Origin of the sequence: Marisediminitalea aggregata, assembly GCF_900129565.1 — a bacterium.
Classification (GTDB): Bacteria; Pseudomonadota; Gammaproteobacteria; order Enterobacterales; family Alteromonadaceae; genus Alteromonas; species Alteromonas aggregata.
In genome coordinates, this window is sequence record NZ_FQWD01000002.1 from 609,131 (window position 1) to 634,358 (window position 25,228).

At 48.8% G+C, this 25,228-nt stretch carries 29 protein-coding genes; 18 read left to right on the plus strand and 11 right to left on the minus strand.

The annotated features are described in order from the left end of the window. Positions 1–20: 20 nt before the first annotated feature. Positions 21–725, minus strand: coding sequence for a pirin family protein (locus BUB81_RS06780; RefSeq protein WP_217653453.1), 705 nt, complete (start codon positions 723–725; stop codon positions 21–23). Between the two features lie 109 nt (positions 726–834). On the opposite strand from BUB81_RS06780, the gene BUB81_RS06785 reads away from it, so the two are divergent. Then, positions 835–1,740: a LysR family transcriptional regulator gene (locus tag BUB81_RS06785; RefSeq protein WP_073320191.1), complete on the plus strand. Its 906-nt coding sequence runs from the start codon at positions 835–837 to the stop codon at positions 1,738–1,740. Between the two features lie 349 nt (positions 1,741–2,089). Here the strand turns inward: BUB81_RS06785 and BUB81_RS06790 are convergent, their stop codons facing one another. After that, a complete protein-coding gene (locus tag BUB81_RS06790; RefSeq protein WP_073320194.1) occupies positions 2,090–2,821 on the minus strand; it encodes a YebC/PmpR family DNA-binding transcriptional regulator in 732 nt (243 codons plus the stop codon). Between the two features lie 73 nt (positions 2,822–2,894). After that, positions 2,895–3,998: a cell division protein ZapE gene (gene zapE / locus BUB81_RS06795; protein WP_073320197.1), complete on the minus strand. Its 1,104-nt coding sequence runs from the start codon at positions 3,996–3,998 to the stop codon at positions 2,895–2,897. Between the two features lie 299 nt (positions 3,999–4,297). Between zapE and BUB81_RS06800 the strand changes: the two genes are divergently transcribed. The 3 genes from BUB81_RS06800 to BUB81_RS06810 all read left to right on the plus strand — a co-directional run bounded on the left by BUB81_RS06800 (position 4,298) and on the right by BUB81_RS06810 (position 7,404). After that, positions 4,298–4,738 carry a ZapG family protein gene (locus BUB81_RS06800; protein WP_073320200.1) on the plus strand — a complete coding sequence of 147 codons (441 nt, stop codon included), beginning with the start codon at positions 4,298–4,300 and terminating at the stop codon, positions 4,736–4,738. An 80-nt stretch (positions 4,739–4,818) separates the two neighbouring features. After that, on the plus strand, positions 4,819–6,183 hold the full coding sequence (locus tag BUB81_RS06805; protein WP_073320203.1) for a DegQ family serine endoprotease: 1,365 nt from the start codon (positions 4,819–4,821) through the stop codon (positions 6,181–6,183). A gap of 162 nt (positions 6,184–6,345) precedes the next feature. After that, the gene (locus BUB81_RS06810; RefSeq protein ID WP_073320206.1) at positions 6,346–7,404 is read left to right on the plus strand and encodes a trypsin-like peptidase domain-containing protein; all 1,059 of its coding nucleotides are present in this window, start codon (positions 6,346–6,348) and stop codon (positions 7,402–7,404) included. Positions 7,405–7,640: 236 nt separating this feature from the next. Here the strand turns inward: BUB81_RS06810 and murA are convergent, their stop codons facing one another. The 7 genes from murA to BUB81_RS06845 form a co-directional block, all read right to left on the minus strand. Further along, on the minus strand, positions 7,641–8,903 hold the full coding sequence (gene murA / locus BUB81_RS06815) for a UDP-N-acetylglucosamine 1-carboxyvinyltransferase (protein ID WP_073320209.1): 1,263 nt from the start codon (positions 8,901–8,903) through the stop codon (positions 7,641–7,643). Positions 8,904–8,921: 18 nt separating this feature from the next. Further along, the gene (locus tag BUB81_RS06820) at positions 8,922–9,179 is read right to left on the minus strand and encodes a BolA family protein (RefSeq protein ID WP_073320212.1); all 258 of its coding nucleotides are present in this window, start codon (positions 9,177–9,179) and stop codon (positions 8,922–8,924) included. A 5-nt stretch (positions 9,180–9,184) separates the two neighbouring features. Then, the gene (locus BUB81_RS06825; RefSeq protein WP_073320215.1) at positions 9,185–9,496 is read right to left on the minus strand and encodes an STAS domain-containing protein; all 312 of its coding nucleotides are present in this window, start codon (positions 9,494–9,496) and stop codon (positions 9,185–9,187) included. Continuing rightward, positions 9,493–10,164 (minus strand): MlaC/ttg2D family ABC transporter substrate-binding protein, encoded by a 672-nt coding sequence (locus BUB81_RS06830; protein WP_370164565.1) that lies wholly within the window; start codon positions 10,162–10,164, stop codon positions 9,493–9,495. Before BUB81_RS06830 ends, BUB81_RS06825 begins: the two co-directional genes overlap by 4 nt. 63 nt (positions 10,165–10,227) lie before the next feature. Beyond that, positions 10,228–10,698: an outer membrane lipid asymmetry maintenance protein MlaD gene (mlaD, locus tag BUB81_RS06835; RefSeq protein ID WP_073320218.1), complete on the minus strand. Its 471-nt coding sequence runs from the start codon at positions 10,696–10,698 to the stop codon at positions 10,228–10,230. A 14-nt stretch (positions 10,699–10,712) separates the two neighbouring features. After that, positions 10,713–11,489 carry a lipid asymmetry maintenance ABC transporter permease subunit MlaE gene (gene mlaE / locus BUB81_RS06840; RefSeq protein ID WP_073320222.1) on the minus strand — a complete coding sequence of 259 codons (777 nt, stop codon included), beginning with the start codon at positions 11,487–11,489 and terminating at the stop codon, positions 10,713–10,715. Next, on the minus strand, positions 11,486–12,286 hold the full coding sequence (locus BUB81_RS06845; RefSeq protein ID WP_073321077.1) for an ATP-binding cassette domain-containing protein: 801 nt from the start codon (positions 12,284–12,286) through the stop codon (positions 11,486–11,488). Before BUB81_RS06845 ends, mlaE begins: the two co-directional genes overlap by 4 nt. 596 nt (positions 12,287–12,882) lie before the next feature. Between BUB81_RS06845 and BUB81_RS06850 the strand changes: the two genes are divergently transcribed. The 14 genes from BUB81_RS06850 (at position 12,883) to BUB81_RS22115 (ending at position 24,793) form a co-directional block, all read left to right on the plus strand. Further along, on the plus strand, positions 12,883–13,839 hold the full coding sequence (locus BUB81_RS06850; protein WP_073320225.1) for a calcium/sodium antiporter: 957 nt from the start codon (positions 12,883–12,885) through the stop codon (positions 13,837–13,839). Further along, positions 13,839–14,816, plus strand: coding sequence for a KpsF/GutQ family sugar-phosphate isomerase (locus BUB81_RS06855; protein WP_073320228.1), 978 nt, complete (start codon positions 13,839–13,841; stop codon positions 14,814–14,816). Before BUB81_RS06850 ends, BUB81_RS06855 begins: the two co-directional genes overlap by 1 nt. After that, positions 14,816–15,370: a 3-deoxy-manno-octulosonate-8-phosphatase KdsC gene (gene kdsC / locus BUB81_RS06860; protein ID WP_073320230.1), complete on the plus strand. Its 555-nt coding sequence runs from the start codon at positions 14,816–14,818 to the stop codon at positions 15,368–15,370. The genes BUB81_RS06855 and kdsC overlap by 1 nt, the downstream gene beginning before the upstream one ends. Next, a complete protein-coding gene (gene lptC / locus BUB81_RS06865) occupies positions 15,367–15,930 on the plus strand; it encodes an LPS export ABC transporter periplasmic protein LptC (protein WP_073320233.1) in 564 nt (187 codons plus the stop codon). Before kdsC ends, lptC begins: the two co-directional genes overlap by 4 nt. After that, complete coding sequence (gene lptA / locus BUB81_RS06870) at positions 15,899–16,468, plus strand: lipopolysaccharide transport periplasmic protein LptA (RefSeq protein WP_073320236.1); 570 nt, start codon at positions 15,899–15,901, stop codon at positions 16,466–16,468. Before lptC ends, lptA begins: the two co-directional genes overlap by 32 nt. Continuing rightward, entirely contained in the window at positions 16,468–17,193 is a 726-nt protein-coding gene (lptB, locus tag BUB81_RS06875) for an LPS export ABC transporter ATP-binding protein (RefSeq protein ID WP_073320239.1), read from the plus strand. Before lptA ends, lptB begins: the two co-directional genes overlap by 1 nt. 68 nt (positions 17,194–17,261) lie before the next feature. Then, the gene (locus BUB81_RS06880) at positions 17,262–18,740 is read left to right on the plus strand and encodes an RNA polymerase factor sigma-54 (protein ID WP_073320242.1); all 1,479 of its coding nucleotides are present in this window, start codon (positions 17,262–17,264) and stop codon (positions 18,738–18,740) included. 24 nt (positions 18,741–18,764) lie between these two features. Beyond that, positions 18,765–19,052 (plus strand): ribosome hibernation promoting factor, encoded by a 288-nt coding sequence (gene hpf, locus BUB81_RS06885; RefSeq protein ID WP_073320245.1) that lies wholly within the window; start codon positions 18,765–18,767, stop codon positions 19,050–19,052. Positions 19,053–19,064: 12 nt separating this feature from the next. Then, positions 19,065–19,514, plus strand: coding sequence for a PTS IIA-like nitrogen regulatory protein PtsN (gene ptsN / locus BUB81_RS06890; protein WP_073320250.1), 450 nt, complete (start codon positions 19,065–19,067; stop codon positions 19,512–19,514). Positions 19,515–19,544: 30 nt separating this feature from the next. Further along, the gene (rapZ, locus tag BUB81_RS06895) at positions 19,545–20,390 is read left to right on the plus strand and encodes an RNase adapter RapZ (RefSeq protein WP_073320253.1); all 846 of its coding nucleotides are present in this window, start codon (positions 19,545–19,547) and stop codon (positions 20,388–20,390) included. Further along, positions 20,390–20,662, plus strand: coding sequence for an HPr family phosphocarrier protein (locus BUB81_RS06900; RefSeq protein ID WP_073320256.1), 273 nt, complete (start codon positions 20,390–20,392; stop codon positions 20,660–20,662). Before rapZ ends, BUB81_RS06900 begins: the two co-directional genes overlap by 1 nt. A 170-nt stretch (positions 20,663–20,832) precedes the next feature. After that, the gene (locus BUB81_RS06905; RefSeq protein ID WP_073320259.1) at positions 20,833–23,085 is read left to right on the plus strand and encodes an EAL domain-containing protein; all 2,253 of its coding nucleotides are present in this window, start codon (positions 20,833–20,835) and stop codon (positions 23,083–23,085) included. A gap of 189 nt (positions 23,086–23,274) precedes the next feature. Next, positions 23,275–24,447, plus strand: coding sequence for a pyridoxal phosphate-dependent aminotransferase (locus BUB81_RS06910; RefSeq protein ID WP_245819130.1), 1,173 nt, complete (start codon positions 23,275–23,277; stop codon positions 24,445–24,447). 172 nt (positions 24,448–24,619) lie between these two features. Then, on the plus strand, positions 24,620–24,793 hold the full coding sequence (locus tag BUB81_RS22115; RefSeq protein ID WP_175555778.1) for a hypothetical protein: 174 nt from the start codon (positions 24,620–24,622) through the stop codon (positions 24,791–24,793). A 44-nt stretch (positions 24,794–24,837) separates the two neighbouring features. Here BUB81_RS22115 and yiaA read toward each other — a convergent pair whose 3' ends face one another. Next, positions 24,838–25,224: an inner membrane protein YiaA gene (yiaA, locus tag BUB81_RS06915; RefSeq protein WP_217653454.1), complete on the minus strand. Its 387-nt coding sequence runs from the start codon at positions 25,222–25,224 to the stop codon at positions 24,838–24,840. Between the last annotated feature and the right edge of the window lie 4 nt (positions 25,225–25,228).

Below are 25,228 nucleotides of genomic sequence, written 5' to 3' on the forward strand. Positions count from 1 at the left end.
TTTTTTGATCTTCTGCGATTTTATTGTGCTGTCATATCGAAAAACAGCGCGTGGAACCCGGCCGTTTCCGACAACTCGACCTGTTCACCAGGCGCGAACGCTACACCATCACCGGCAGCAACGGTTTCACCATTCACCAACGCAGTACCTTCAATAACCTGCAACCAGCCAATGCGTGATGACGGCAGTTCGTGTTGCCATGTCGTGTTGTCCAAAAGGCGACCTGCATACACATCTGCATCCTGATACAACGGCAGTGAAGCCCCCCTGCCTTCTTCGCTAAATATCAGAGTCAATTCGCTCGCGGCTTCCGCCAGCGCAGGTATATGTTGCTGTACATAACCAGGCGCAACATTCTTTTTGTTTGGTACAACCCAAATCTGCAAAAACTCTACGGTATCGCTGTTACTGTGGTTGAATTCACTGTGACGGATACCCGTACCGGCCGTCATTTTCTGCACATCACCCGGGCGGATGACCGATTCATTGCCTTCACTGTCTTTATGCGCCAAACCACCACGTAGCACATAGGAAATGATTTCCATGTTAGCGTGCCCATGTTCAGCGAAGCCGCCACCCGGCTGCACGGTATCCTGATTAATAACGCGCAAAGGGCCATGCCCCATATGGTTGGCATCATAGTAGTGCCCGAATGAAAAACTGTGTTGTGACTGCAACCAGCCAATGTTGACCTTACCGCGTGCTCCAGCGTGACGAATTTGCATAATGATTCTCCTCAAAGTTGATGAGCTCAGTCTAGCAACCTCACAAAAAGAGACAATACAACCATTAAGGGATACACTGTCGCATATTACACAACAATAAAAGTGCCAGATGGATAAACTCACCGCAATGCGGGCCTTTATGACAGTAGCCGATCAGGGTAGCTTCGCAGCGGCGGCCCGGCAGCTTGGCCTGTCTCGTTCCCAGCTAAATCGCCAGGTGCTGTGGCTTGAAGATCACCTACAGGTGACCCTGTTCAACCGAACAACGCGGCGCGTGTCGTTAACTCACACAGGCAAGGCTTACCTTGAAAACATCGTGCCATTGCTGGATAACCTGCACGACACTGAAGCCCAGCTGCAACAAGGCCAAACCGGTTTACGTGGCGTAATAAAAGTAAACGCCCCTATGTCTTTTGGGTTGTCTCACCTCACCCCCGCCGTATTGGCATTTATGCAGCAATACCCGGATATTCGCGTTCAGCTGGAACTCTCAGACGAAAAGCGCGACCCGCTGTCGAATCAGTTTGATGTAACCTTGCGTATTGGCAAACCTGAGTCCAACCCCGCATTAATTGAGCACGACATTACGCATACATCCCGCCGTATTGTCGCGTCTCCTGATTTTCTGGCGAAATACGGAGAGCCAACGGAGATTAGTCAGTTAGCCACACTTCCCTGCTTACAATACGGCAGCCTGTTGCATGGCAATTACTGGGATCTGATGCACCAGCGTACCGCGATGCGGGTTAAAATTAACGGGGTACTGAGTTCCAACAACGGTGACGTCCTCAAACAAGCCGCGTTGCAAGGCAGAGGGTTAGCGTTCCTGCCTACCTTCATTGTGGGTGACGCCATTGGTCAGGGGGCGTTAATACCGGTACTGGAGGCTTATCAACCTGAGAAACTGGTCATTTCGTTAATCTACCCGCCTAACCGACATATGGCGTTGCGTTTGAGCGTGTTTGTGAAGTTTATGCAGGACGCGTTTGAGGATAATGATTTTATTGTTGGGTAAGAGCGTGATTTTTTTAGATCGCGGCCTTTTTGAGTAGGTCCCGGGGCAAGCCCGGGATGACGGAGTGTTTGTCGTCCCGAAGATCCCGGGGCGAGCCCGGGATGACACTTATCCCCATCCGTCGTCCCGGAATCGCGCAGCGATATCCGGGATCTTAAAATCGAAGTGCAGGTGGTTGTTGTTTTTAGATCCCGGCCTTTTTGGGTAGGTCCCGGGGCAAGCCAAGGTCCCGGAACAAGTCCGGGATGACGGTTCTTTTTTCCCGGCTCGGAGGCCGGGATGACGGGGGAGTGTGTTGTCCCGAATCAAGGCCAGAAGGTCCCGGGGCAAGCCCGGGATGACGAGGCTATTATTCCGCGGCGTCGGGGGTAACCGCGTTGTGGTAGACGTCCTGAACGTCATCACAGTCGTTCAGCATATCCATGAACTTCTGGAACATGGGCATGTCGTCTTCGCTGATGTCCACATGTGTTTGTGGTACGAAGGTGATTTCTTCTACTTCGAAACTCAGCTCTGGGTAGGCGTCTAATAACGCGGTCTTTACTTTGAAGAACTCAGTGTTAGGTGCGTAAACTGAAATCTTGCCGTCTTCAGATTCAACATCTGTTACATCGACATCGGCTTCCATCAGGACTTCCAGTACCGCGTCTTCGTCTTCACCTTCAAACACAAAAATGGCCTGGTGATCGAACATATGCGACACCGCGCCCGGCGCGCCAATTTTTGCACCGGTCTTTGTGAAACAGTTACGTACGTCAGTAATGGTGCGATTGTTGTTGTCAGTCAGACAGTCAACAATAACCATGCAGTTACCCGGACCAAAGCCTTCGTAACGGGCTGGAACAAAGTCTTCACCTGCGCCGCCGGCAGCTTTATCAATCGCTTTGTCGATAACGTGCCCTGGAACCTGATCTTTCTTCGCTTTGTCCATCAAACGGCGAAGCGACAGGTTAGTGTCTGGATCGGTACCGCCGTTTTTCGCGCAGACGTAAATTTCTTTACCGTATTTAGAATACACCTTGGTTTTGGCGCCGGCGGTTTTTGCCATGGCCGCCTTTCTTACTTCAAATGCTCTTCCCATCTTAACAATCTCTACTTTCTGACTTCTGGTGTCGGCGTTTTGTAAAAGGCCCGAGTTTACCGATTTTTAGTGGTTATGGTAAGTGCTCTTTGGCCAAATAATCGTGTGACTGCATTTCCTGCAGACGACTTAAGCAGCGTCTGAACTCGAAGTTTAGCAGGCCTTCAGTGTAAAGGTTCTGCAGAGCGACCTCGGCAGACATGATCAGTTTTACGTGTCGCTCGTAAAATTCGTCAACCATGGCGATAAAGCGCCGGGCAACGTCATCATTGTTTTGACCCATCTGCTTTACATTGGCCAGTAGCACCGTGTGATAGCATCGGCTCAATTCAATGTAATCAGACTGACTACGCGGGCCTTCACATAGCTCTTTAAAGTCGATCATCAAGACACCATCGGCGTCGCGCACGGTTTGCAGCATGCGGTGATTGACTTCAATTTTTTCGCCCTGAGTACCTTCATCGGGCGCAAGCTGGCCAAAATAGTCGTTCAAATTTACCGTAGCCTGTTCATCCAGCGGGTAATGATAAATCTCTGCCTGCTCCAGGGTACGCAAACGGTAATCAATGCCGCTGTCGACATTCACCACGTTACACTGGGCGTTAATCAGTGCGATAGCCGGTAAAAATCGGGCCCGTTGCAGGCCGTTTCGATACAGTTCGTCGGGCACTATGTTCGACGTGGCTACCAGCACAATCCCCTGCGCAAACAGCGCTTCCATTAACGTACCCAAAATCATGGCATCGGTAATATCTGAAACAAAAAACTCGTCGAAACATATAATGCGCGTTTCGTCGGCCAGTTTTTTCGCCACAATTTTCAGCGGGTCCTGCTTCCCGCCCAATAGCTTAAGCTCGTCGTGCACCCGGTGCATAAAGCGGTGAAAGTGCACGCGCATTTTCTTTTCGAACGGCAGGCAGTGGTAAAAGGTGTCAACCAGGTAGGTTTTACCCCGCCCAACGCCACCGTAAAAATAGATGCCTTTGATATTGGAATGCGATGCGGATTTTGCGCCGAAAATGGCCTTCATCTTTGAAGCCAGAGACGACTTGGGCATCCCTCGTAACATTAAGTCGTCGTATAAGCGCTGCAATTCACGTACGGCATTTTCTTGTGCAGGGTCGAACTTAAAATCATCCCGTTCAAGATCTTGTTGGTATTTTTCCCACGGCGTCATCGCCTGTTTTACTCCTCGAGAACCACGAATTAAATCTAAGCGCTTGAAAAGCGTAATTATGCCCCGAATTCAGGCCGAATACCAATTCACCGCCGTTATTTTAAGCAGTCTGTTCAACATCTATGGCTTCCGCGGCGCGCTTGCGTGATAATTGGGGCCGATACATTTTGCCACAAACTGTCTGAGCAAAGTGACGCGGGTCTTGCTATAGTCTGCAATAGCAACAGTGAACGCTGCGCAAGCAGTTACTGGGTCTACCTGATAACACAGGCCCGGTCTTTGAAACAACGGAGAAAAGAATGGAAGTTGTCATTCCCTTAGCAATGCTGGTAATTGGTTTGATTATTGGTTTTTTTGTCGCTCGCTATGTCTTTACCAAAGAAGGCGCAGTAAAAGCCAATGCGGCAGCGGAAAAAGCCATGAAGGAACTGTTGGCGCAACAGGCTCAACATCATTTGTTTCAGGTAAAACAATCCATTGAGGGACTTGAAAAACAATGTTCTGACCTTAAACAGAGTGTAGCGGACTACGAAACCCTGCTGGAGTCTGACAACAGCGACGACACCCCGGCAGTGCCGTTTTTTGGTGAACATACTACCGCTTATTTACGAAACAACATTAAAGGTACAGAAAAATCTAAACAATCTGCGAACAGTGACACCCAACCCCGTGACTTCGCAGGCCAAAGTTCAGGACTGTTTGTCGGCGCAAACGCACCATCTAACGCAGACAAAGAATAACCCCGGGAACTTTTCCAATAGTCACAGAGTCTTTGGGTAGGTAGTTGCAAGAACGCAATGAGACTAGGAGTTATGTGTCTATGAATAAGTCTTTTCGAAAGCTTGTCGTGGTATCGGGTATTGTTGTCAGTACTCTTGGTATGTCGGTATCCACGCAAGCTGCGCTTCCCTTCTTTGGCGATAGTAAAAAAGAAGTCCCCACCCTGGCCCCAATGCTTGAAGAAGCCATGCCTGCGGTTGTGAGTATTGCGGTAGAAGGTACCCAAACCTCACGTCAGCAGGTGCCAGAAATGTTTCGTTACTTTTTTGGCGGGCCGTCTGAACAGGTTCAGGAACGTCCTTTCCGGGGTTTAGGTTCGGGTGTCATTATTGATGCCAAAAAGGGCTATGTGGTTACCAATGCTCACGTTGTCGCTAATGCCGACGAAATTACCGTGAAGCTGACTGATGGTCGTGAGTTCATCGCCAAAAAATTGGGCGCTGACGAGCAAAGCGACATTGCCATTCTTCAAATTGAATCTGATGATCTAACCGCACTGCCACTGGCAGACTCTGATGAGGTACGCGTGGGTGACTTTGTGGTTGCCATTGGTAACCCTTTTGGCCTGTCGCAAACAGTGACCTCTGGTATTGTCAGCGCATTGGGTCGCTCAGGCCTTAATATAGGCGGTTATGAAGACTTTATTCAAACCGACGCCGCCATTAACCGCGGTAACTCAGGTGGTGCACTGGTTAACCTGCACGGTGAACTGGTGGGCATTAACACCGCTATCTTCGGGCCAAACGGTGGCAACGTAGGTATCGGTTTTGCGATCCCGGCCAATATGATGAAGAGCCTGGTTGATCAAATCGTTGAATACGGTGAAGTGCGTCGTGGCCAGCTTGGCATTATTGGTAGCAACGTAGACCAGGGCCTGGCGGAAGCCATGAACTCCGAGTTCAACAAAGGCGCGTTTGTCAGTGAAGTGCAACCGGACTCTGCAGCAGAAAAAGGCGGTATTCAGGCTGGAGACATCATTATTGCGGTTAATGGCAAAGACCTTACAAGCTTTGCAGAGCTACGCGCCAAGATAGCCAGCATGGGTGCAGGTGCAGAAGTTGAACTAACCGTCATTCGCAAAGGTGAGCGCCTGAAGCTGGATGTGGTTCTGGACGATGCTGCTAAAGCAGAAGTAGTGGCTAAACAAATTCACCCGGCCCTTGAAGGTGCAACGCTGGTTAACGGTGAAGACGCCGGCGGTAACCCGGGTGTTGAAGTGAGCAACGTGGAAGAAAATTCTCCAGCCGCGCGTATTGGCTTGCAGGAAGGAGACGTGATCCTGAGTGTAGGTCGCGGTCGCGTGACCAACGTGGCGGAATTCCGCGAGATACTCGATGGTGCCAAGGGCGTTATTGCCCTGAATGTTCGCCGCGGCAACGCATCACTTTACGTGGTGATCCGCTAACAAGCGCTGAACTCGCCAGATAAAACGACAGGCGGTGAGCTGCTAACGCAGCCACCGCCTTTTTATTTGTGCACAGTATTGGCGTAAAATGCTATCCTAATCACATTGTTATGAAATCCGGGATTTAGTGTTTAACTCCCCTCAACCTGAATTTGAGTCATTGTGTCGAGCAGGCAACTACTAGTTTTTATATTTCGTTCTGTCTTTTTAGGCCTGGTTGTTGCGGCGCTTATTTTGCTGCTGGTGCCGGACCTTCGCCGTGGTGCGGGCTTTGGTGACAACTGGTTTTCCTCGAAATCGCCTGCCGCAAGCAGAGAAACTTACTATCCTGCGCTAAGTCGTTCAGCCCCAGCGGTTGTTAATATTTACAGCGTCAGTATTGAAAATAACTATTACCAGCCCCGTCAACGCACCAGCTTGGGTTCTGGTGTGATCATGACAGAATCGGGTTATATCATTACCTGTCACCACGTGATCAAAGACGCCGACAGCATTTTTGTTGCGCTCCAGGATAACCGGGTGGCACAGGCGCAGATTGTAGGCACAGACCAGCTTACCGACCTTGCCGTTTTAAAGGTCAATGAAGACAACCTGCATGTGATACCGCAACTGGAAGAAACCGACCTTCGCGTGGGTGATGTGGTAATGGCCATTGGTAACCCCTACAACCTGGGCCAAACCATTACACAAGGTATTGTAAGTCGCGCAGGACGCACCGGCCTGTCTAACTTTGTCGACTTCATTCAAACCGATGCGGTACTGAACCAGGGTAATTCTGGTGGGGCATTGGTAGACAGCAATGGTTATTTGGTGGGTATCACCAACGCCAATTTCCAGGTACGTGACGAGCGACGCGGCACCTATATCGTCGACGGTATCAACTTCGCGGTGCCCTATGAGCTGGCTAAGCGCGTAATGGAAGACATTATTACCAATGGCAAAGTCACCCGCGGGCAATTAGGCTTCGTAGGCGAAGAGTTACGCGGTCGCCCAGGTATTGAGGTTAAAGCTGTTGCCCAGAACTCCCCCGCCGCCATTGCCGGCCTTCAGCCGGGCGATATCATCATGGCCATCGACGGCATCCGACTGGAAAGCGCATCTAAAACGCTGGACATGATTGCCGAAACCCAGCCAGGCACTGTGCTTGAAATGGAAATCAGCCGTAACGCGCGCACGATTACCATGCAGGTCACCGTCGCCGAACTGATGGTGCCTCAATAACAGGTTACGCACTTCGACTTTAAGATCACGGATAAATGTCATCCCGGCCCCCGAGCCGGGACCTTCTCAAAAAGGCCGCGATCTAAAAACCACAAACACTGCTAAAGGGTCACTAAGATCCCGGATAAATGCTGCGCATTTTCCGGGACGACGGATATCGGATAAAAAAGAAACGTCATCCCGGACTTGTTCCGGGACCTACTCAAAAAGGCCGTGATTTAAAAACAGCCTCGCTCCTACTCGCTGGCGCGAGTAACGTTGGCGCCTAAACCGCCCAGCTTTTGTTCGATAGCCTCATAGCCACGATCCAGGTGATAGATTCGGCTGATATGGGTTTCGCCGTCGGCAACCAGGCCAGCGATGATCAGACTGGCGGAAGCGCGTAAATCGGTCGCCATGACCGGTGCGCCTTTCAATACAGACTCGCCTTTACTTACTGCACTGTTGGTTTCCAGCTCGATTTCCGCCCCCATGCGTTGCAACTCAGGTACGTGCATAAAGCGGTTTTCGAAGATGGTTTCGGTGATCACACCGGTACCTTTGGCCACAGCGTTCAGCGCCACAAACTGCGCTTGCATATCGGTTGGGAAACCCGGATGCGGTGCGGTTTTTACCTTCACGGCGGTTAAGGTTTTGCCGCGCATATCCAGCTCAATCCAGTCTTCACCGGTTGTTACAGTAGCGCCGGCTTGTTGCAGCTTAGACAGCACTGCATCCAGTGTTTCTGGCGCGGCTTTTAAACAACGTACATGACCGCCAGTGACAGCGGCAGCAACCAGATATGTACCGGTTTCGATACGGTCGGGCAGTACCCGGTAATCGCAACCGTGCAGAGTTTCTACGCCTTGGATTCGAATCTTGTCGCTGCCTGCGCCAGTGATTTTTGCGCCCATGCTGTTCAGGCAATTGGCTAAATCCACAATTTCCGGCTCACGTGCTGCGTTTTCAATGACGGTTTCACCATCGGCTAATGCTGCGGCCATCATTAGATTTTCGGTAGCGCCAACACTCACTATATCCATAAAGATGCGTGCGCCTTTCAGACGTCCGTCAACGCTGGCGCGAACGTAGCCTTCATCGACCTGAATGTTTGCGCCCATTTTTTCCAAACCTGCCAGATGCAGGTTAACCGGGCGCGCACCTATGGCACATCCGCCGGGTAACGATACGTTTGCGGTTCCGAGTCGGGCGAGTAACGGCCCAAGTACTAAAATAGAGGCGCGCATAGTGCGAACCAATTCGTAACTTGCTGTGTCACTGCTCAGCGTTTCTGCGTGAAGCGTAACGGTATTTTTTTCGTCTTCAACCACGCCTACGCCCAGCTCTTTGAGCAGTGCCACCGTGGTATTGATATCACGCAATGCCGGCACATTCGTGTAGCGGCAGGGCTCAGACGTCAGTAAGCTGGTCATTAACAGCGGCAAAGCGGCATTTTTGGCGCCAGAAATCACCACATCACCGGCCAGTGGCGGGCTTTTTTTAATTATTAGTTTGTCCACAACCTGTTCCTGGAGTGATTACTGAGGAAGATTAAACTGACGCTCGCGTTGCCAGTCTTTTTCGGTAAAGGTTTTAATGGAAACGGCGTGCATAGAGCCGTCTGCAATAAATGGATTAAGGGGTGCGTAAACGAATTGCTGGCGCTTTACGCGACTCATGTCGGCAAAGGCATCGCTAACGGCAATGATGTTAAAGTGCGAACCTTCACCTTTCACGTACACTTCGGCAAGGTTCAGGCTGTCTTTTAAAAGGGTTTCTATTTCTTTGATGTCCATAGACTCTATTGCGATGGTGTGGCGTTCTGCACAGGCAGAAGCGCGTCGATTTCACTGATTTTCGCTAATTTAAGCATTTTTTCAGGAAGGTTGCACAGGGTTATTTTTATCCCTTGCGCACGGCCGTCCCGAATCGCATTAATTGTCCAGGCTAACCCGGCGCTGTCCACCCGCTCAACCTTTGCAAAATCAAAGGTACAGGCGCCAGCCTGACGGTAAGACTGCTTGTCGCTGCTGCTTAGCTGCGACCACCAGTCTTTGGTCAGGCTTTGGCGATCTAATGCGCCACTGAGGGTGATCAGGGTGCGCTCACTCACGCTTTACTGCCTTTTCCGGAAATATCATCCAGACTCTTCAGTTGCATAGGCTTTTCAATACGCTCGCGCATGATTTCGATTACTTTGTCGATACCTTCAGTACGGATGATTGGCTCGTATTGTCTGATTTCGTTCTGCAGCATGCTAATGCCTTCGGCCACCATATCGTAGGCTTTCCATTCATCGGCTTTGCCGCTCTTGCGAACTTTAAACGCAACACTGATATCCGGACGTTTGCCATCGCGGATCACGGCGCGAATGGTTGCGCTTTTATCGCCGTCAAAGTCCTGCTCAGGCGCGAATATAACTTCCTGTTCGTCATAGTAGCTCAGCGCATCTGCGTAGCTGGTGATCAGGTACTGACGAAATACGCGAATGTACTCAATCAGCTTTTCTTTGTCGGCTTTTTTAAAGTCGAAGTGCTTACCTAATACCTTAAATGCACTGTACTGATAATCAATGTAAGGGAGTAATTCTTCTTCCATGATGGTGCGCAGCAGTTCCGGATTTTCTTTTATCTGCGCTTTGGAATTTTTCATACGCTCAAAAGTACGGTTCCCGACCTGTTCAACCATGGTATAGGGATTACGCGTATCAATTTCAGCCTGCTGTGCAGCGGCGGGAAACACCATCATTAATAAGCAGGTAAAAATAACGCCTAACTTGATTTTCAACTTCACTCTCCTAACTAGATTTCTTGCGACTTACTTACCAGACCGGTTAAGCAAGTATTATTCTTCACTACTGCGGCTGAACAGAAACTGACCGATGAGTTCTTCCAGCACTAATGCCGAACTGGTGTCTTCGATATAGTCACCGTCGGCCAGATTCTCAACCCCATCAATGGTAAATCCGGGTTCAAATCCGATATATTGCTCTCCCAGCAAGCCCGAAGTCAGAATTGACGCCGAACTGGTCTCAGGAAACGCGTTGTATTCAGCCTGAATGGTCAGTTCTACAACCGGACTGTAGTCATCACTGTCCAGTTTAATACTGCTTACACGGCCAATTGTTACGCCACCGACTTTCACGGGTGAACGCACTTTTAATCCGCCAATATTGTCGAATTTGGCATACAGGGTATAAGTATCACCATCAGTTACCACTGTTTGATTGGCGACTTTTAGCGCCAGTAATAACAAGGCGGCAATGGTCATTAATACAAATACGCCGACCATTAATTCCGTTTTATATCGGTTCATTACGTTACTTTCCCCTACTCGATACCAAACATCAGGGCGGTAAGCACAAAGTCCAGCCCCAAAACTGCTAATGATGAGAACACCACGGTTTGCGTGGTGGCCTGACTGATACCTTCGGAAGTAGGTATCGAATCATAACCTTTAAATATGGCAATCCAGGTCACAACTAAGGCAAAGACGAGGCTTTTTATGACCCCATTTATGACATCTTTGTCCCAATCAACCGTTGATTGCATGATTGACCAGTAGCTGCCTGCATCGACACCTAACCAGTCGACGCCCACTAAATGGCCGCCCAAAATACCTACTGCCGAGAAAATCAGTGCCAGCATTGGCATCGACAACATCCCCGCCCAAAAACGCGGTGCTACCACTCTGCGCAGCGGATCAACCGCCATCATTTCTAAACTGCTCAACTGTTCGGTGGCTTTCATTAAACCAATTTCAGCAGTCAGTGCTGAGCCTGCCCGACCGGCAAACAGTAACGCGGTTACTACGGGTCCCAGTTCGCGGAGCAATGACAACGCCACCATAGGGCCAAGGCTGCCTTCAGCACCGTAGTCGGTCAGAATGGTATAGCCTTGCAAGGCCATTACCATGCCAATAAACAAACCTGACACAATAATAATGGCCAGCGACTGCACACCTACCACGTAAACTTGCTTAATGGTCAGTGGAATATTTTTTATGCTGGGCGGTGCAATCAACGCACCAAACAACATCAGGCCTGCTCGTCCTGTCGCGCTGACACGGTCAAGCGTAGTGCGCCCGATTTGACGAATCCAATTCAAACCTCTTCTCCCAACATACTTTCCTGTAACGACGGTGCCGGGTAATGGAACGGTACAGGACCATCAGCCTCACCACGCAAAAACTGTTGTACCAACTCAGAGTCGCTGTGTTTAATTTGTTCTGCGGTCCCTTCACCAATAATGCGTTTGTCTGCCAGAATGTATATGTAATCAGCGATGGTCAGTACTTCTGTTACATCGTGGGTTACCACAATACTGGTTAGGTTAAGCGCATCATTTAATTCGCGAATGAGTTTAACCAGCACGCCCATAGAGATCGGGTCCTGTCCGGCAAACGGTTCGTCGTACATAATGAGATCCGGGTCCAGCGCAATTGCCCTGGCCAATGCAGCACGGCGCGCCATACCACCCGACAGTTCACTGGGCATTAACTGAGCTGCACCGCGCAGTCCTACTGCTTGCAACTTCAACGATACAATAGTCGCAATAACCGACTCTGACAGTTTGGTATGCTCCCGCAACGGGAACGCTACATTATCGAACACCGACATATCGGTAAACAACGCGCCACTTTGAAACAACATGCTCATACGACGGCGGGTCTGATACAACTCGCGGCGCGACATATTCACAATCGAGTCACCGTCAAACGTTATATCGCCACTATCGGGCTGCAACTGCCCGCCAATCAACTTTAATAGCGTGGTTTTACCAATACCACTAGGGCCCATTACCGCGGTAATTTTGCCCTTTGGCACCCGCAATGACACACCGTCATAGATAACGCGCTCTCCGCGGGAAAAGGTCATATTGTCTACGTTGACTAAATAGTCCATGCTTTTTTGAAATTCCTGTTGCTGACTGACAATGCCCAACGGGCGATTTTCAGTCCAGAGGCCACATCCCAGCCTTTTTGTGGGATTGTACGCTGTTTCGGCGTTATCCTCTAAACACAAATACGTTACAATTTATAACTAACGGGCTTTCCGCAAATTATCGTCTAAACTTGTTATACGGTCTGTATGAAAGATCCGGTTTTCTCATTCGAAATCCTCGAATCAACACAAACCGGCACAGCATACTCATAGCTTACAGTTTACCGGGAAACAAAAGTAAACCGTTAGTCTTCGAACGGCGACAGATCGCCCTACTTACGGTCTACGCCTTTTGTCATCTGCGCTGGCTACACCCGACGGTTAAGCATTGAACGGGAAATACTGGCGATTCTCGCATTCAACTAAAGTCTATCACAGCCATTTGCGATTACATACATTCATGTAGGTATATATCGTAAATAGATGTAACAGATGGGTAAATTGTCACCACATGTTCCCATAGGACCAGAGAAAGCGAATATTTCTCCCCGGCGAAGCATAGGAATAGCGCTTTTTTTTTGCGAGAATACCCTTTTTAGCGCAATGCAGGACTTAGCGTGGTAACACAAATAGCCATTTTCCTGGTCGGACTCGGTGTACTCAGTTGGAGTGCAGACAAGTTTGTATACGGTGCGTCAGCACTGGCCAAGAACATTGGTATCTCCCCCATGATGATTGGGTTAACCATTGTGGCAATGGGCTCGTCCGCGCCAGAAATAGTAGTGTCTGCGGTCGCCTCTATGAGTGGTAACCCCAATACCGCGGTAGGCAATGCGTTAGGGTCCAACATTACCAACATTGGCCTAGTACTGGGTATCACTGCCCTGATTAAGCCGCTACTGGTATCGTCTACCACGTTAAAGCGCGAATTCCCGGTGCTACTTGCGGTAAATATTATTGCGGTCTACTTCCTGTACGACGGTGAACTGAGTTCCCGCGAAGGTATCATTCTGATCCTGCTGTTCATTTTCGTTTTAGCTGGCATGGCGTGGATTTCCCTGCTAGTGGAAAAAGGCGATCCGCTGATGTCAGAGACATCCGATGAAATTCCCTCCGAAGTGGAAACGGGCAAAGCCGTAATGTGGATTGGTGTAGGCCTTGTATTATTGCCGCTGAGTGCACAATACATGGTGGACTCAGCCGTTTTTATAGCTCGCTACTTCGGCATCAGTGACTTAATTATTGGCTTAACCATCATTGCACTGGGTACAAGTTTACCTGAACTGGCCGCCAGTGTGGCAGGCGTGCTCAAAGGCGAAGACGACTTAGCGCTGGGCAACGTAATTGGTTCTAATATTTTTAACTTACTGGCGGTGCTGGGAATGCCCGGTCTTATTGCGCCGGGAATTCTGGACGAACAGGCCGCCAACCGCGATGCCTACGTCATGCTGGGTATGACTTTATTGCTGCTTACATTCAGCTTCAATTTCAGGGGTACCCGCCAAATTAATCGCATAGAAGCCACGCTATTAGTGCTAAGCTTTCTGGCGTATCAGTATTGGTTATTCGCATAATGACAACGACAAACGCACAATTTATTGCCTCCGGCAAACAGGTAGTGGATATCGAACTTAACGCTATCGCCGCACTCAGCAGCAAGCTGGACGAACATTTTGCCAACGCCTGTAATTTGCTTATGCAGTGCAACGGAAAAGTCGTCGTAAGCGGGATGGGGAAATCGGGGCATATTGGCAATAAAATTGCCGCTACGCTGGCCAGTACCGGCACACCCGCCTTCTTCATGCACCCGGGTGAAGCAAATCACGGCGACCTCGGCATGCTGGCACCCAACGACGTACTCGTGGCTATTTCCAATTCCGGCGAAACCGGCGAGCTACTGAACCTGCTGCCCGTAGTCAAACGAATGAATGTGCCGGTCATAGCGATAACCAACCGGGCAGACAGCACGTTGGGCAAACACGCTGATGTTGTGCTGGATATTGGCGTCGAGCAGGAAGCCTGTTCACTGGGACTGGCACCGACCACCAGCACCACGGTTACCCTGGTTCTGGGCGACGCACTTGCCGTTGCACTGCTGGATGCCAAAGGCTTCACGTCCGACGACTTTGCGTTATCTCACCCCGGTGGAAGCCTGGGCAGAAAGTTGTTGCTCACCGTAGACGATATTATGCTGAAGGGCGACGAAATCCCGTTGGTAAGCGCCGAAGCGACGATCACACAAGCGTTGCTGGAAATCTCCAAAAAAGGGCTGGGACTTACCGGCATCGTTGACGACAACCGAAGCCTGCTCGGGGTGTTTACCGATGGGGATTTGCGTCGCTTACTGGATGCCAGGGTCGATATTCATACTACCCGGGTAGCCGAGGTCATGACCACCGGTTGTAAAACCTCACAAGCCGGGGAACTTGCTGTCGAAGCCTTGAATCTAATGGAAAACTACAAAATCAGTGCGTTGCTTGTTGTGAATGAACACAAACAGCCTATTGGCGCTTTTAATATGCACATGCTGTTAAAAGCCGGAGTGATTTAATGAATACGGTTGATACCCTTTACGGCCCAATGGCACTTAAACAATTTAAGCAATTACGCACGTTGCGACTGCTGGTATGTGATGTAGACGGCGTGTTCTCAGACGGGCGCATCTATCTTGGCAACGACGGTGAAGAACTCAAGGCCTTCCACACCCGCGACGGCTATGGCATAAAGGCATTGATTAACGCCGGTGTTGAAGTGGCGGTGATAACCGGCCGTACGTCGGCCATCGTAGCGAATCGCATGAAGTCTCTCACCGTTCAGCATATTATCCAGGGCGAGGAAAACAAAACGGATGCCCTTGCTACTCTCATGAAACAGTTAAATGTAAAACCGCAGGACGTTGCTGCCATTGGCGACGATATGCCCGACACCGGTATGTATCAGCACGCTGCCATTAAAATTGCGGTTAACGACGCGCATCCGCAAGTGAAGCAACAAGCCAACTGGATCACCACGTTACCCGGTGGATTTGGGGCAGTCAGGGAAGTCTGCGACACCATTTTACAAGCCAAAGATAAGCTGAAAGGCATTCTTGGGGCCAGCGTATGAACCGCTTGGGCCTGATCATTGCCAGTTTGTTTATACTGGCGTTGGTGTTGTATTTACCCGGCTTTTTGGAAGAGCCGCCGGTACAGGTGCTGGATGAAGACGCCCGGGCACTCACACCGACATATCAGGCAAGAAACCTGACAACCACTATTTACGACGAACAGGGTAATCGCATTCAGCAGGTTTTCTCGTCGCACATGGAGCATTATCAGTTTTTAGGCTTTGTGCTCTTCCAGGCTCCGCAATATACTATCTACCAGGAGACCAACGAGCCGCCCTGGCAAGTCGTCGCCAGTGAAGGCACACTGTACGACAACAACATGATCCAATTAGAAAATGATGTGGTGATTGTGAGTAAGAACCCGGAAGACTTTGTGCAACGGGTGGAAACCGATTATCTGGAAATAGATCTGGACAAACAGTCCATGGTGTCAGAAGCTCATGTTGAAATCTCCGGGCCTGACTTTCTTATTCAAAGCAACGGATTAAAAGCCGACCTGCTGAATAAAACATATGAGTTAAACCAACATGTACAAACCACTTATCAGCCTGCTAACTAGCGCGACGCTGGCATTCATTGCAACCAGCGCCACTGCCGAGCAGTCGGATTTTAAAAAGCCGATTGAGCTCAAAGCCGAGTCGCAGTTCTTAGACGGAAAAAACAAAAAGTCCGTTTTTATCGACAATGTACAAATAGTTCAGGGCAGTCTGAACATTCTGGCTGACCGGGTTGAGGTAGAAGCCACCGAAGGAAAAGGAAAAGAGGTTTTTTCCGCTACCGGTAAGCCAGCGGTGTACCGCCAGAAGCTCGATGATGGTCGTACCGTAGAAGCCCGCGCGTTTGAAATTCGCTATGAAGTTAGCAGCCGCACGATTTCCCTGAACGGGCAGGCTGAACTGATTCAGAACAGCTCCGTCGTAAAAGGCGACTCCATTGTGTACAACATGGAAAAAGAGCAGCTTATGGCTAAAGGCGATGGCAGCGGCGATGGCCGGGTTACAACGGTATTCAGTACCGAAACCATTGACGCCATTAAGCAAGACAAAAAGCCCAAGAAGCCAACGCCCGACAACGACGACCAGGAAGAGCCGCGCTAATGGCTACCCTTACTGCTAAACACCTGGCTAAGTCCTATAAATCCCGTCAGGTTGTAAGGGATGTAAGTGTAGAAGTCTCTACTGGCCAGATTGTGGGTTTACTTGGCCCCAACGGTGCAGGTAAAACCACGACCTTTTACATGATTGTGGGTTTGGTACCGCTGGATAAAGGCGATATTCGCATCGGCGATATGGACCTGACACGCCATCCTATGCACGAACGTGCCCGCCACGGTATTGGCTATTTACCGCAGGAAGCGTCGATCTTCCGCAAGCTCAGCGTGTTCGACAACATCATGGCCATTTTGCAGACCCGTAAAGATTTAAATGCAGAGCAACGGCAAAATGAAGCCGATGCCTTGCTTGATGAATTCAATATTAACCATATACGTAATAGTACAGGGATGAGTTTGTCGGGAGGAGAACGCCGCCGTGTAGAGATTGCCCGGGCGCTGGCCGCTAACCCGAAGTTTATTTTACTGGATGAACCCTTTGCAGGTGTTGACCCAATTTCGGTTAATGATATAAAGAAGATCATTCAGCATTTACGCGACCGAGACATCGGTATTTTGATCACCGATCACAACGTGCGCGAAACCCTTGATGTATGTGAAAAAGCGTACATAGTGAGTCAGGGTGAACTTATTGCACAAGGCACCGCTGAACAGGTTTTGAGTAATCAAAAAGTGAAGGATGTATACCTGGGTGAGCAATTCAGGCTATAGTTAAGGTAAACATGAAAAAGCTTGATGCGTTACCCCATCCAATAACAGGGCGTTAAGAAAAGAAGTAGATGAAACCATCTTTACAACTCAAATTTAGTCAACAACTTACCATGACGCCGCAGTTGCAGCAGGCGATTAAACTGCTGCAACTTTCTACGTTGGACTTACAACAGGAAATTCAGGAAGCGCTGGACGCCAACCCGTTGCTGGAAGTTGATGAAGGCAGCGACAACGACACTATCGAAAAGAGCAATCTGGATGCCGACAACGACGTGCAGCCCAGTGCCAGTAGCGAGAGTCTGGATACCAACGAAGCATTAGAAAAAAACGAGCTGCCCGACGAATTACCCATCGACAGCACCTGGGATGAGTACTATTCAGCAGGCTCTGCGCCCGCTCCTGGCCCTGCGTCCAACGACGATGAACAAATTTTCCAGGGTGAAACCACCGACAACATTCAAGACCATTTGCTGTGGCAAATGCGCTTAACACCCTTTAGTGACGTGGATCGCGCTATTGCCATCGCCATCATCGACTCCATCGACGAATCAGGTTATTTAACAGTTAGCCTGGACGATATCCTTCAGAGCGTTAATACTGAAGATGAGATGGAAGAACTGGTTGAATTGGACGAGGTGGAATGTGTCCTTAAACGCATTCAAATGTTTGACCCGATTGGGTCAGGTTCGCGTACGCCTCAGGAATGTTTGCTGGTTCAGCTAAAACAATTCGCTGAAGACACGCCCTGGCTGAACGAAGCCAAACTGCTAATCGAAGAATACGCCGATCTGCTTGGCAGCAAAGATTATCGAACCCTTATGCGTAAATCGCGTCTGAAAGAAGACGATTTGCGCGAAGCCATGCGCTTGTTACAAACACTGAACCCGCGTCCCGGCAGTGCCTTGATTACCAAAGAGCCTGAATACGTGATCCCGGATGTGTCGGTAACCAAACGCAATGGCCGTTGGGTAGTTGAACTCAACCCGGACAGTTTACCGAAGCTGAGTGTTAATCAGCAGTACGCGGCCATGAGTCGCCAGGCGAGAAACAGTTCAGATTCACAATTTATACGCTCGCACATGCAAGAAGCAAAATGGTTCATTAAGAGCCTGGAGTCGCGTAACGAAACGCTGATGAAAGTCGCTAATTGTATTGTGCAACAGCAACTTGGCTTTTTTGAGCACGGGCCGGAAATGATGAAGCCCATGGTACTGAATGACGTTGCGGAAATGGTAGACATGCACGAGTCGACCATCTCGCGTGTTACTACTCAAAAATACATGCACACACCGCGTGGTATTTTTGAGTTGAAGTACTTTTTCTCGAGCCACGTTGCCACTGAGTCAGGCGGCGAGTGTTCGTCGACTGCAATCCGTGCATTAATTAAGAAACTGGTTGCCGCAGAAAAACCCAGTAAACCGCTCAGCGATAGCAAGATTGCTCAATTGTTGGCTGATCAAGGCATTAAAGTTGCCCGGCGGACAATAGCAAAATACCGGGAATCACTTTCGATTCCACCGTCTAACCAACGCAAGAGCCTAATTTAGGCCGAAATATAAGGAAGACGAACTATGCAAATTAATCTGACTGGTCATCACGTCGAGATAACCGATTCTTTGCGTAATTATGTTGATACTAAATTCAGTAAGCTGGAGCGACACTTTGATCACATATCCAACGTACATGTGATCCTTAACGTAGAAAAATTAAATCAAAAAGCCGAAGCCACCGTTCACCTCAGCGGTGCAGAAGTGTTTGCTTCGTCTGAAGACTCCGATATGTATGCAGCAATTGATAGCATGGTAGACAAACTGGATCGCCAGGTTATCAAGCATAAGGAAAAACTCAAAAAACATTAAGTCACCAACCTTATGAATATACAAGCGTTAGTGAGCCTGGACCGCACCGAGTGTGCGGTTCAGTGCAATAGCAAGAAGCGAATTCTTGAAATCATCAGCGACATTGCTGCTCAGGCAAATCCCGAAGTCGAAAAAGAAGCTGTGCTGAGCGCGCTGCTTGGCCGGGAGAAGGTGGGCAGTACGGGTATTGGCAACGGTATAGCCCTGCCCCACGGTCGCTTACCTGAATTAACCAAAGTCACGGCGGTTGTGGTCACGACCACCCCCGCTATCAACTTCGACGCCATTGACGACAAACCGGTCGATATTTTCTTTGCCATTCTGGTACCTGAAAATCAAACGGAAGGCCACTTGCAGACTTTGGCAACAATCGCAGGTAAACTCAGTCAAAAAGAGATTATTAAAGCTATCCGCGGCGCCGAGACCAAAGAAGAGGTAATCGCAGCTCTGTGTGATGGTTGATACACTGGCTAACAAGGAACCAGGCTACACATGAAACTCATCATCATCAGCGGGCGATCTGGCTCAGGTAAATCCGTCGCATTGCGCGCACTGGAAGATCTGGGCTATTACTGCGTCGACAATATTCCGGTTAACCTGCTTCCGACGCTCACCCATACCGTGGTCGACGAGTACGATCAGGTTGCGGTAAGTATAGACGTGCGTAACCTGCCTAAAGATCCTGACGAGTTGGTCGAAATCCTGGATTATCTGCCGTCGTCCTGGGCTATGACCATCGTGTATATCGACGCCAGCGACGATATATTAGTTAAACGATTCAGCGAAACCCGCCGCCTACACCCGTTAGCCAAACTCAACAAGTCACTGGCTGAAGCGATTCAGGCAGAACGCGAGCTGTTAGCGCCTGTTACCGAGCGCGCAGATTTATACATCGACACCGATAACCTGTCTATCCACCAGCTTGCAGAACTCATCCGCGAGCGTATTCTGGGTAAGAAAAGCTCGCGCCTGGTTATGGTATTCGAATCCTTTGGCTTTAAACACGGTATCCCCAAAGACGCGGATTACGTGTTTGATGCCCGATTCTTACCCAACCCGCATTGGGAGCCCGACTTAAAACACTTAACCGGACTCGATTCACCGGTAGAAGCCTTCCTGGGGTCTCAGCCGATTGTTACCAAGTTTATCTGGCAAATTCAGAATCTGCTGACCACCTGGTTACCGCACCTGGAACGCAACAACCGCAGTTATGTCACCATTGCCATTGGCTGTACTGGCGGACAACACCGCTCGGTATTTGTGGCACAATCACTGGCAAAACTCTTTAGCGACAAACACCCGGACGTACAAATCCGCCATCGGGAGCTCAATCGATAATGCGTATCGAAAAAACACTGACTATTGTGAACAAACTGGGGCTGCACGCACGCGCGGCTACGCAATTAGTGCAGTTGGCTAACCAGTTCAATGCCACCATTACCGTTAAAAAAGGCGAAAACGAATGCAACGCCAACAGCGTACTGGGATTGATGATGTTAGAGAGTCATCAGGGCGAACAGGTCGATATTATTTGCGAAGGTGATCAGGCCAGGGAAGCCATGGAAGCCGTTGAAACGCTTATCGTTGGACGTTTTAACGAAGACGAATAACCGCCCTTTTTAACCAGACAATACCTTGACCATTCAGTCCACTTCTTTGTTTTAACAAGAATTTTTTATTCCAAACATGTAATTTTTTACTTCATACAACTCGACAAGTCTCTGTATCTGGGTTAACGTCGTCTAATAAAATATTTATAAAATCCAATAAATTATACGTTGTGGCTAGTCGTATACTCACGTTTTTAAAGCAGTACCTGCTTATCGACGATCAGCATCTTCTGACAACCGATGCTGATGTTTGGAAGCTGAGCGTATTGCGAATTATTCTGCTTATCGGCGTAGTATTAACGTCTACTATTGTTGCGCACTCCTCATACATGGCGTACCAACAACAACTTTACTATGTAATCTGCCTGACCTGCGGTTTCACCTTGATGCTGTGGAGCACGCTTGCCCTAAGCAAACATCAGATTCAATTTGCATCAGCCAGTTTAACCTTCATTATTATTGCAGCCGGGCTTTGCATTCTGTTTTTTACCGTGGACCTGGCGTCCTCGCGGTACGGTCTGTTGTTTTTCTTCACGCTGCCCATAATTTTGCGCCTGTTTTACGGTAATAAGGCAGCGCTGATAGGGATGCTTGTCAACATCATTCCTTTTATCATTCTGCTTAGAAATGAACCCATCGCGCCTTTGTTTGGTGTTGATATCACCTTACCAGACACGCACACTTATCTGAGCGCGCTCATCTTCTTGTTCTTTAATTTTTGTTTGCCCGTTGCAGTGATACGCGTGATGTCGTCTCTGGAACATCAGGCGAAATACAATCAAAAACAGAGCTTAAAACTGGAAAAGTTAGTTAACCGGTATCAGGAAATTTTTAACAATGGTGGTCTGCCCTCTTTCTTTTGTGATGCTCAGGGCAATATCCTTCAGGCAAACCGAAGTGCACGCCGCTTGATAAAAACGTATTCCAGCGATTGTACTAATTTATATCAATTGTTTGATTTAAAGACACCATTAACGCCAGGAGTAAAACAACAGGCGACTATTTTTAAGCATCCTGATTGCGTGTTTGAGATCCAACCAGCCAGCCTGGAGCACCATAAGAAACAATTGATTCACTGTTATGACATCTCAAAGAATGCAGCGAAAGCGAAGCGGTTCGAAGATTTCAAAAAACAACAGTTTACAAAACATTATTTTGACGAACTGACAGGCCTGAAAAATCATCATTACTGGAAGCTAGCCGAAACAAACGACACACTTACCGGCCGCTACTGGGTACTGCTGAAACTCAGCAATCTTCGGGATATTAATACCCAGTACAGTTATAACAACGGCGATCAGTTATTGAGCCAAATAGCGCTACTATTAAAAAGCCAACTTCCGATCGATGCAGGGTTATACCGTTTTCCCGGAGCCAAGTTTTTTGTCAGTATTACGGTTCCGGCAGATACCACCCCGGTGATCACGGAGTGGATAAAGTCCTTCTTACCAACACACCTTGTCCATCGTAGCCTGTCAACTCAGGTATCCCTGCACTGGCATGCAGGCATTTATCCATGTCATAACAAAGCGAAACCCGGCAACGTTTTGGAAGCGTGTACAATTGCATTGAGTCAGGCGAATTATCAAAGGCCTTATGTGGTATTCGACCCTAACAGTGTCACGCAAATTCGGCTACATTCACAACATAAAGACAGGGTAAAGTTCTTAATAGACAACAATCACCTCATTCTTTATCTTCAACCACAGGTCAATCTGAATCAGGCCATTGTAGGCTACGAGGTTCTGGCCAGGCTTACTGATCCTGACAGTTCACAAGTATTACCGCCATCAGACTTCATTCCCATTGTTGAAAAATACCAATGGCATGTGTTGTTTAGCCGGAAATTACTGGAAAAGGTGTTGGCTCTGTTATCAGATTGGCCAACCGGCCTTGCGAATGTTCCCATAGCAATAAATCTATCCGGCCCGGAATTACTCGATGATGTTTTTTTCGAAAAGGTGCTTCGCTATTTTACAGAAAACCCCAGCTTGCGAGATAGTTTGAAGCTGGAGCTGACAGAGACGTCGGTATTATCCAGCCATTTGGAGACAAAACGGCGATTAAACTTACTGGCAAACGTGGGAGCAGTGATCATTATTGATGACTTTGGCACTGGTCATGCGTCACTGTCACAACTTATTGATATGTCAGCATCTGTACTAAAAATAGACCGTGAATTTGTGAACCAAATTGAACAATCAGAGCGTCACAGGAAAATAGTCAATATCACTTTAGAACTGGCCAAAAGCCTGGCGATGGAAACTATTGCTGAAGGCGTTGAGACACCAGCACAAGCACACTTGTTGCAACAAATGGGGGTACGTATATTTCAGGGGTTCCTGTACGGCAAACCAGCCCCGGTCTCTTATTGGTCAAGCAAAAAAAGTAATCAAAAAGTGCATCAGCTTTTAACAAACTGATGCGTTGATGCAGACTTCCCTATAGTAACCTGTCGTTTTTTTTCTCCCATTCATCTCGCTCAGCGTCTCCTACTCCTAATATCATCTGATTGATTTATATAGGGGTATTGCATTGACCGTGATTAATATTTAATCTGGATATTCCGTATACTTTATAACCCTGAACAGAGCAGCCTTATGAAACGTGAAATGCAAAACTTACCTCCTGTTGATTCCTCACGCCGCAAATGGCTAAAAACTGTCGGAATTGGAGCGGGTGCCGCTGCCTTGTCAGCGTGCGTGGATTCTGGTGTAAAAGAGCTAAGTGCAGCCGGTATGCAAACCGAACACTTTCCTTCTGCCACACCAAACCTGAACGACGGTTTAATCCGTCTGTCTTCTAACGAAAATGCCTTTGGTCCATCAAAGAAAGCAGTGGAAGCCATGCAAGGTGAACTGCTGAACCTCTGCCGTTACTCAGACGCAACGGTAAATGTGCTGGTGAAAAAGATCGCGGCACAGGAAGGCGTATCAGAAGACCAGATTATTGTTACCAACGGGTCGTCTCCCATCCTGTTTGGATATGCCGACTGGATCACGAAGAACGGCAATAAACTGGTTACGTCCATGGCTACCTACGAGGGTGTGCCGCGCGGCGCAGAGTTTATGGGCGCCGATGTTACCTATGTGCCTCTGGACGCCAACATGGATTTCGATTTAGATGCTATTGAAGCAGCCGTCACAAACGACACCACTGCCGTGTATATTTGTAATCCGAATAACCCCACTGGCCGCGCCGTAGATGCCGCTAAATTGACGGCATTTGCTAAACGAGTGTCACAGAAAGCGCAGGTGTTCATTGACGAAGCCTATATCGAAATGTCGGACGCTTATCCGTCAAATGTGCAGTCAAAACTGGCTGCAGACGGCTACAACGTAGTGATTTGCCGTACCTTCTCGAAAATTCATGCCATGGCAGGCCAGCGTTTAGGTTATGCCATTATGCCGGCAGACCAAGCGAAACAAATGGGCCGTATGCTACGCATGGGTGGCGTGAACTATCTTGGTCTGGTTGCCGGTATGGCCAGCATGGAAGACCTGGAAAACCTGAATACTATGCGTAGTCGTGTGGGCACTGAACGCGCTAAACTGACAGCTGCTGCGGAAGCCTTGGGGCGTCCTTACGCTAAGAACCCGCAAGGTAACTTTATCTACATGGACACTGGCATGCCACACGATGAATTCGCGACCAAGATGCGAGCTTTGGGTGTGAAAGTGGTCGGTCGTACCTGGCCGGGTTACGATACCTGGTCACGTATCAGTGTAGGCACACCAGAAGAAACCGATGCCTGTGTGAATGCGCTAAAAGCCGTTTACGCTTAATCGTCGGCACTTTCAGCGATTCTTCTTATTATTTAGCACCCCACAACCTGACAGGTTGATGGGGTGTTTTTTAACTCTAATTACTTTTCCAGATTACCTTCATCGAATAGTTTCGTTTTAACGAATCAAATGTCTGCGTCATACTTCTCTTCATTGAAAAGAGGAGTCCATTATGAAACCTGCAACCTGGGTGATTACCGGCCTGTTTATCGCCGCTTTTGCTGTTACGTATTCACTGACCGCCAGCACGCCCCTAAGCCTGTCGATGGCCGGTGCGTTATCGCTATTCCAGCTCGGCATGTACTGGGTATTAGCTGATTTACAATTTGCCAGTTCAACACAATAAAAAACGGCTGGCACAAGGTGCCAGCCGCTTTTGTTCAATTAGATTTAGTCAGTAACTTCAGCGCTGTCCCGCACGTTTTTTTGCACCGCAATCGCTGCAAACAAACTCAACGTATACGCCATGCCGAAGAACCCTTTCTCACTAAGCAGTAAGTCTGCGTTGATTAGTCCAATCACCAGCAGTGCAATTCCAGCCACGGTAGCAGCGACACACGCCACCATGTAAGGCTTGGTCACCATAATGCCTGCCAGTTTGTCGCGAATACTTTTTTGCAGTGACACGACGCCAAACAGTCCCAGCAGTAATACGGCAAAGTAATAGCCTTTTTCGTTTAACATCATGGTGGCGTTGTATAAGCCCACCAGATACGCCAGAGAACCGGTGGCCAATGCCACGCCTGAGGCAATACTAAATGCTTTGGTTGGTTTCATTGTG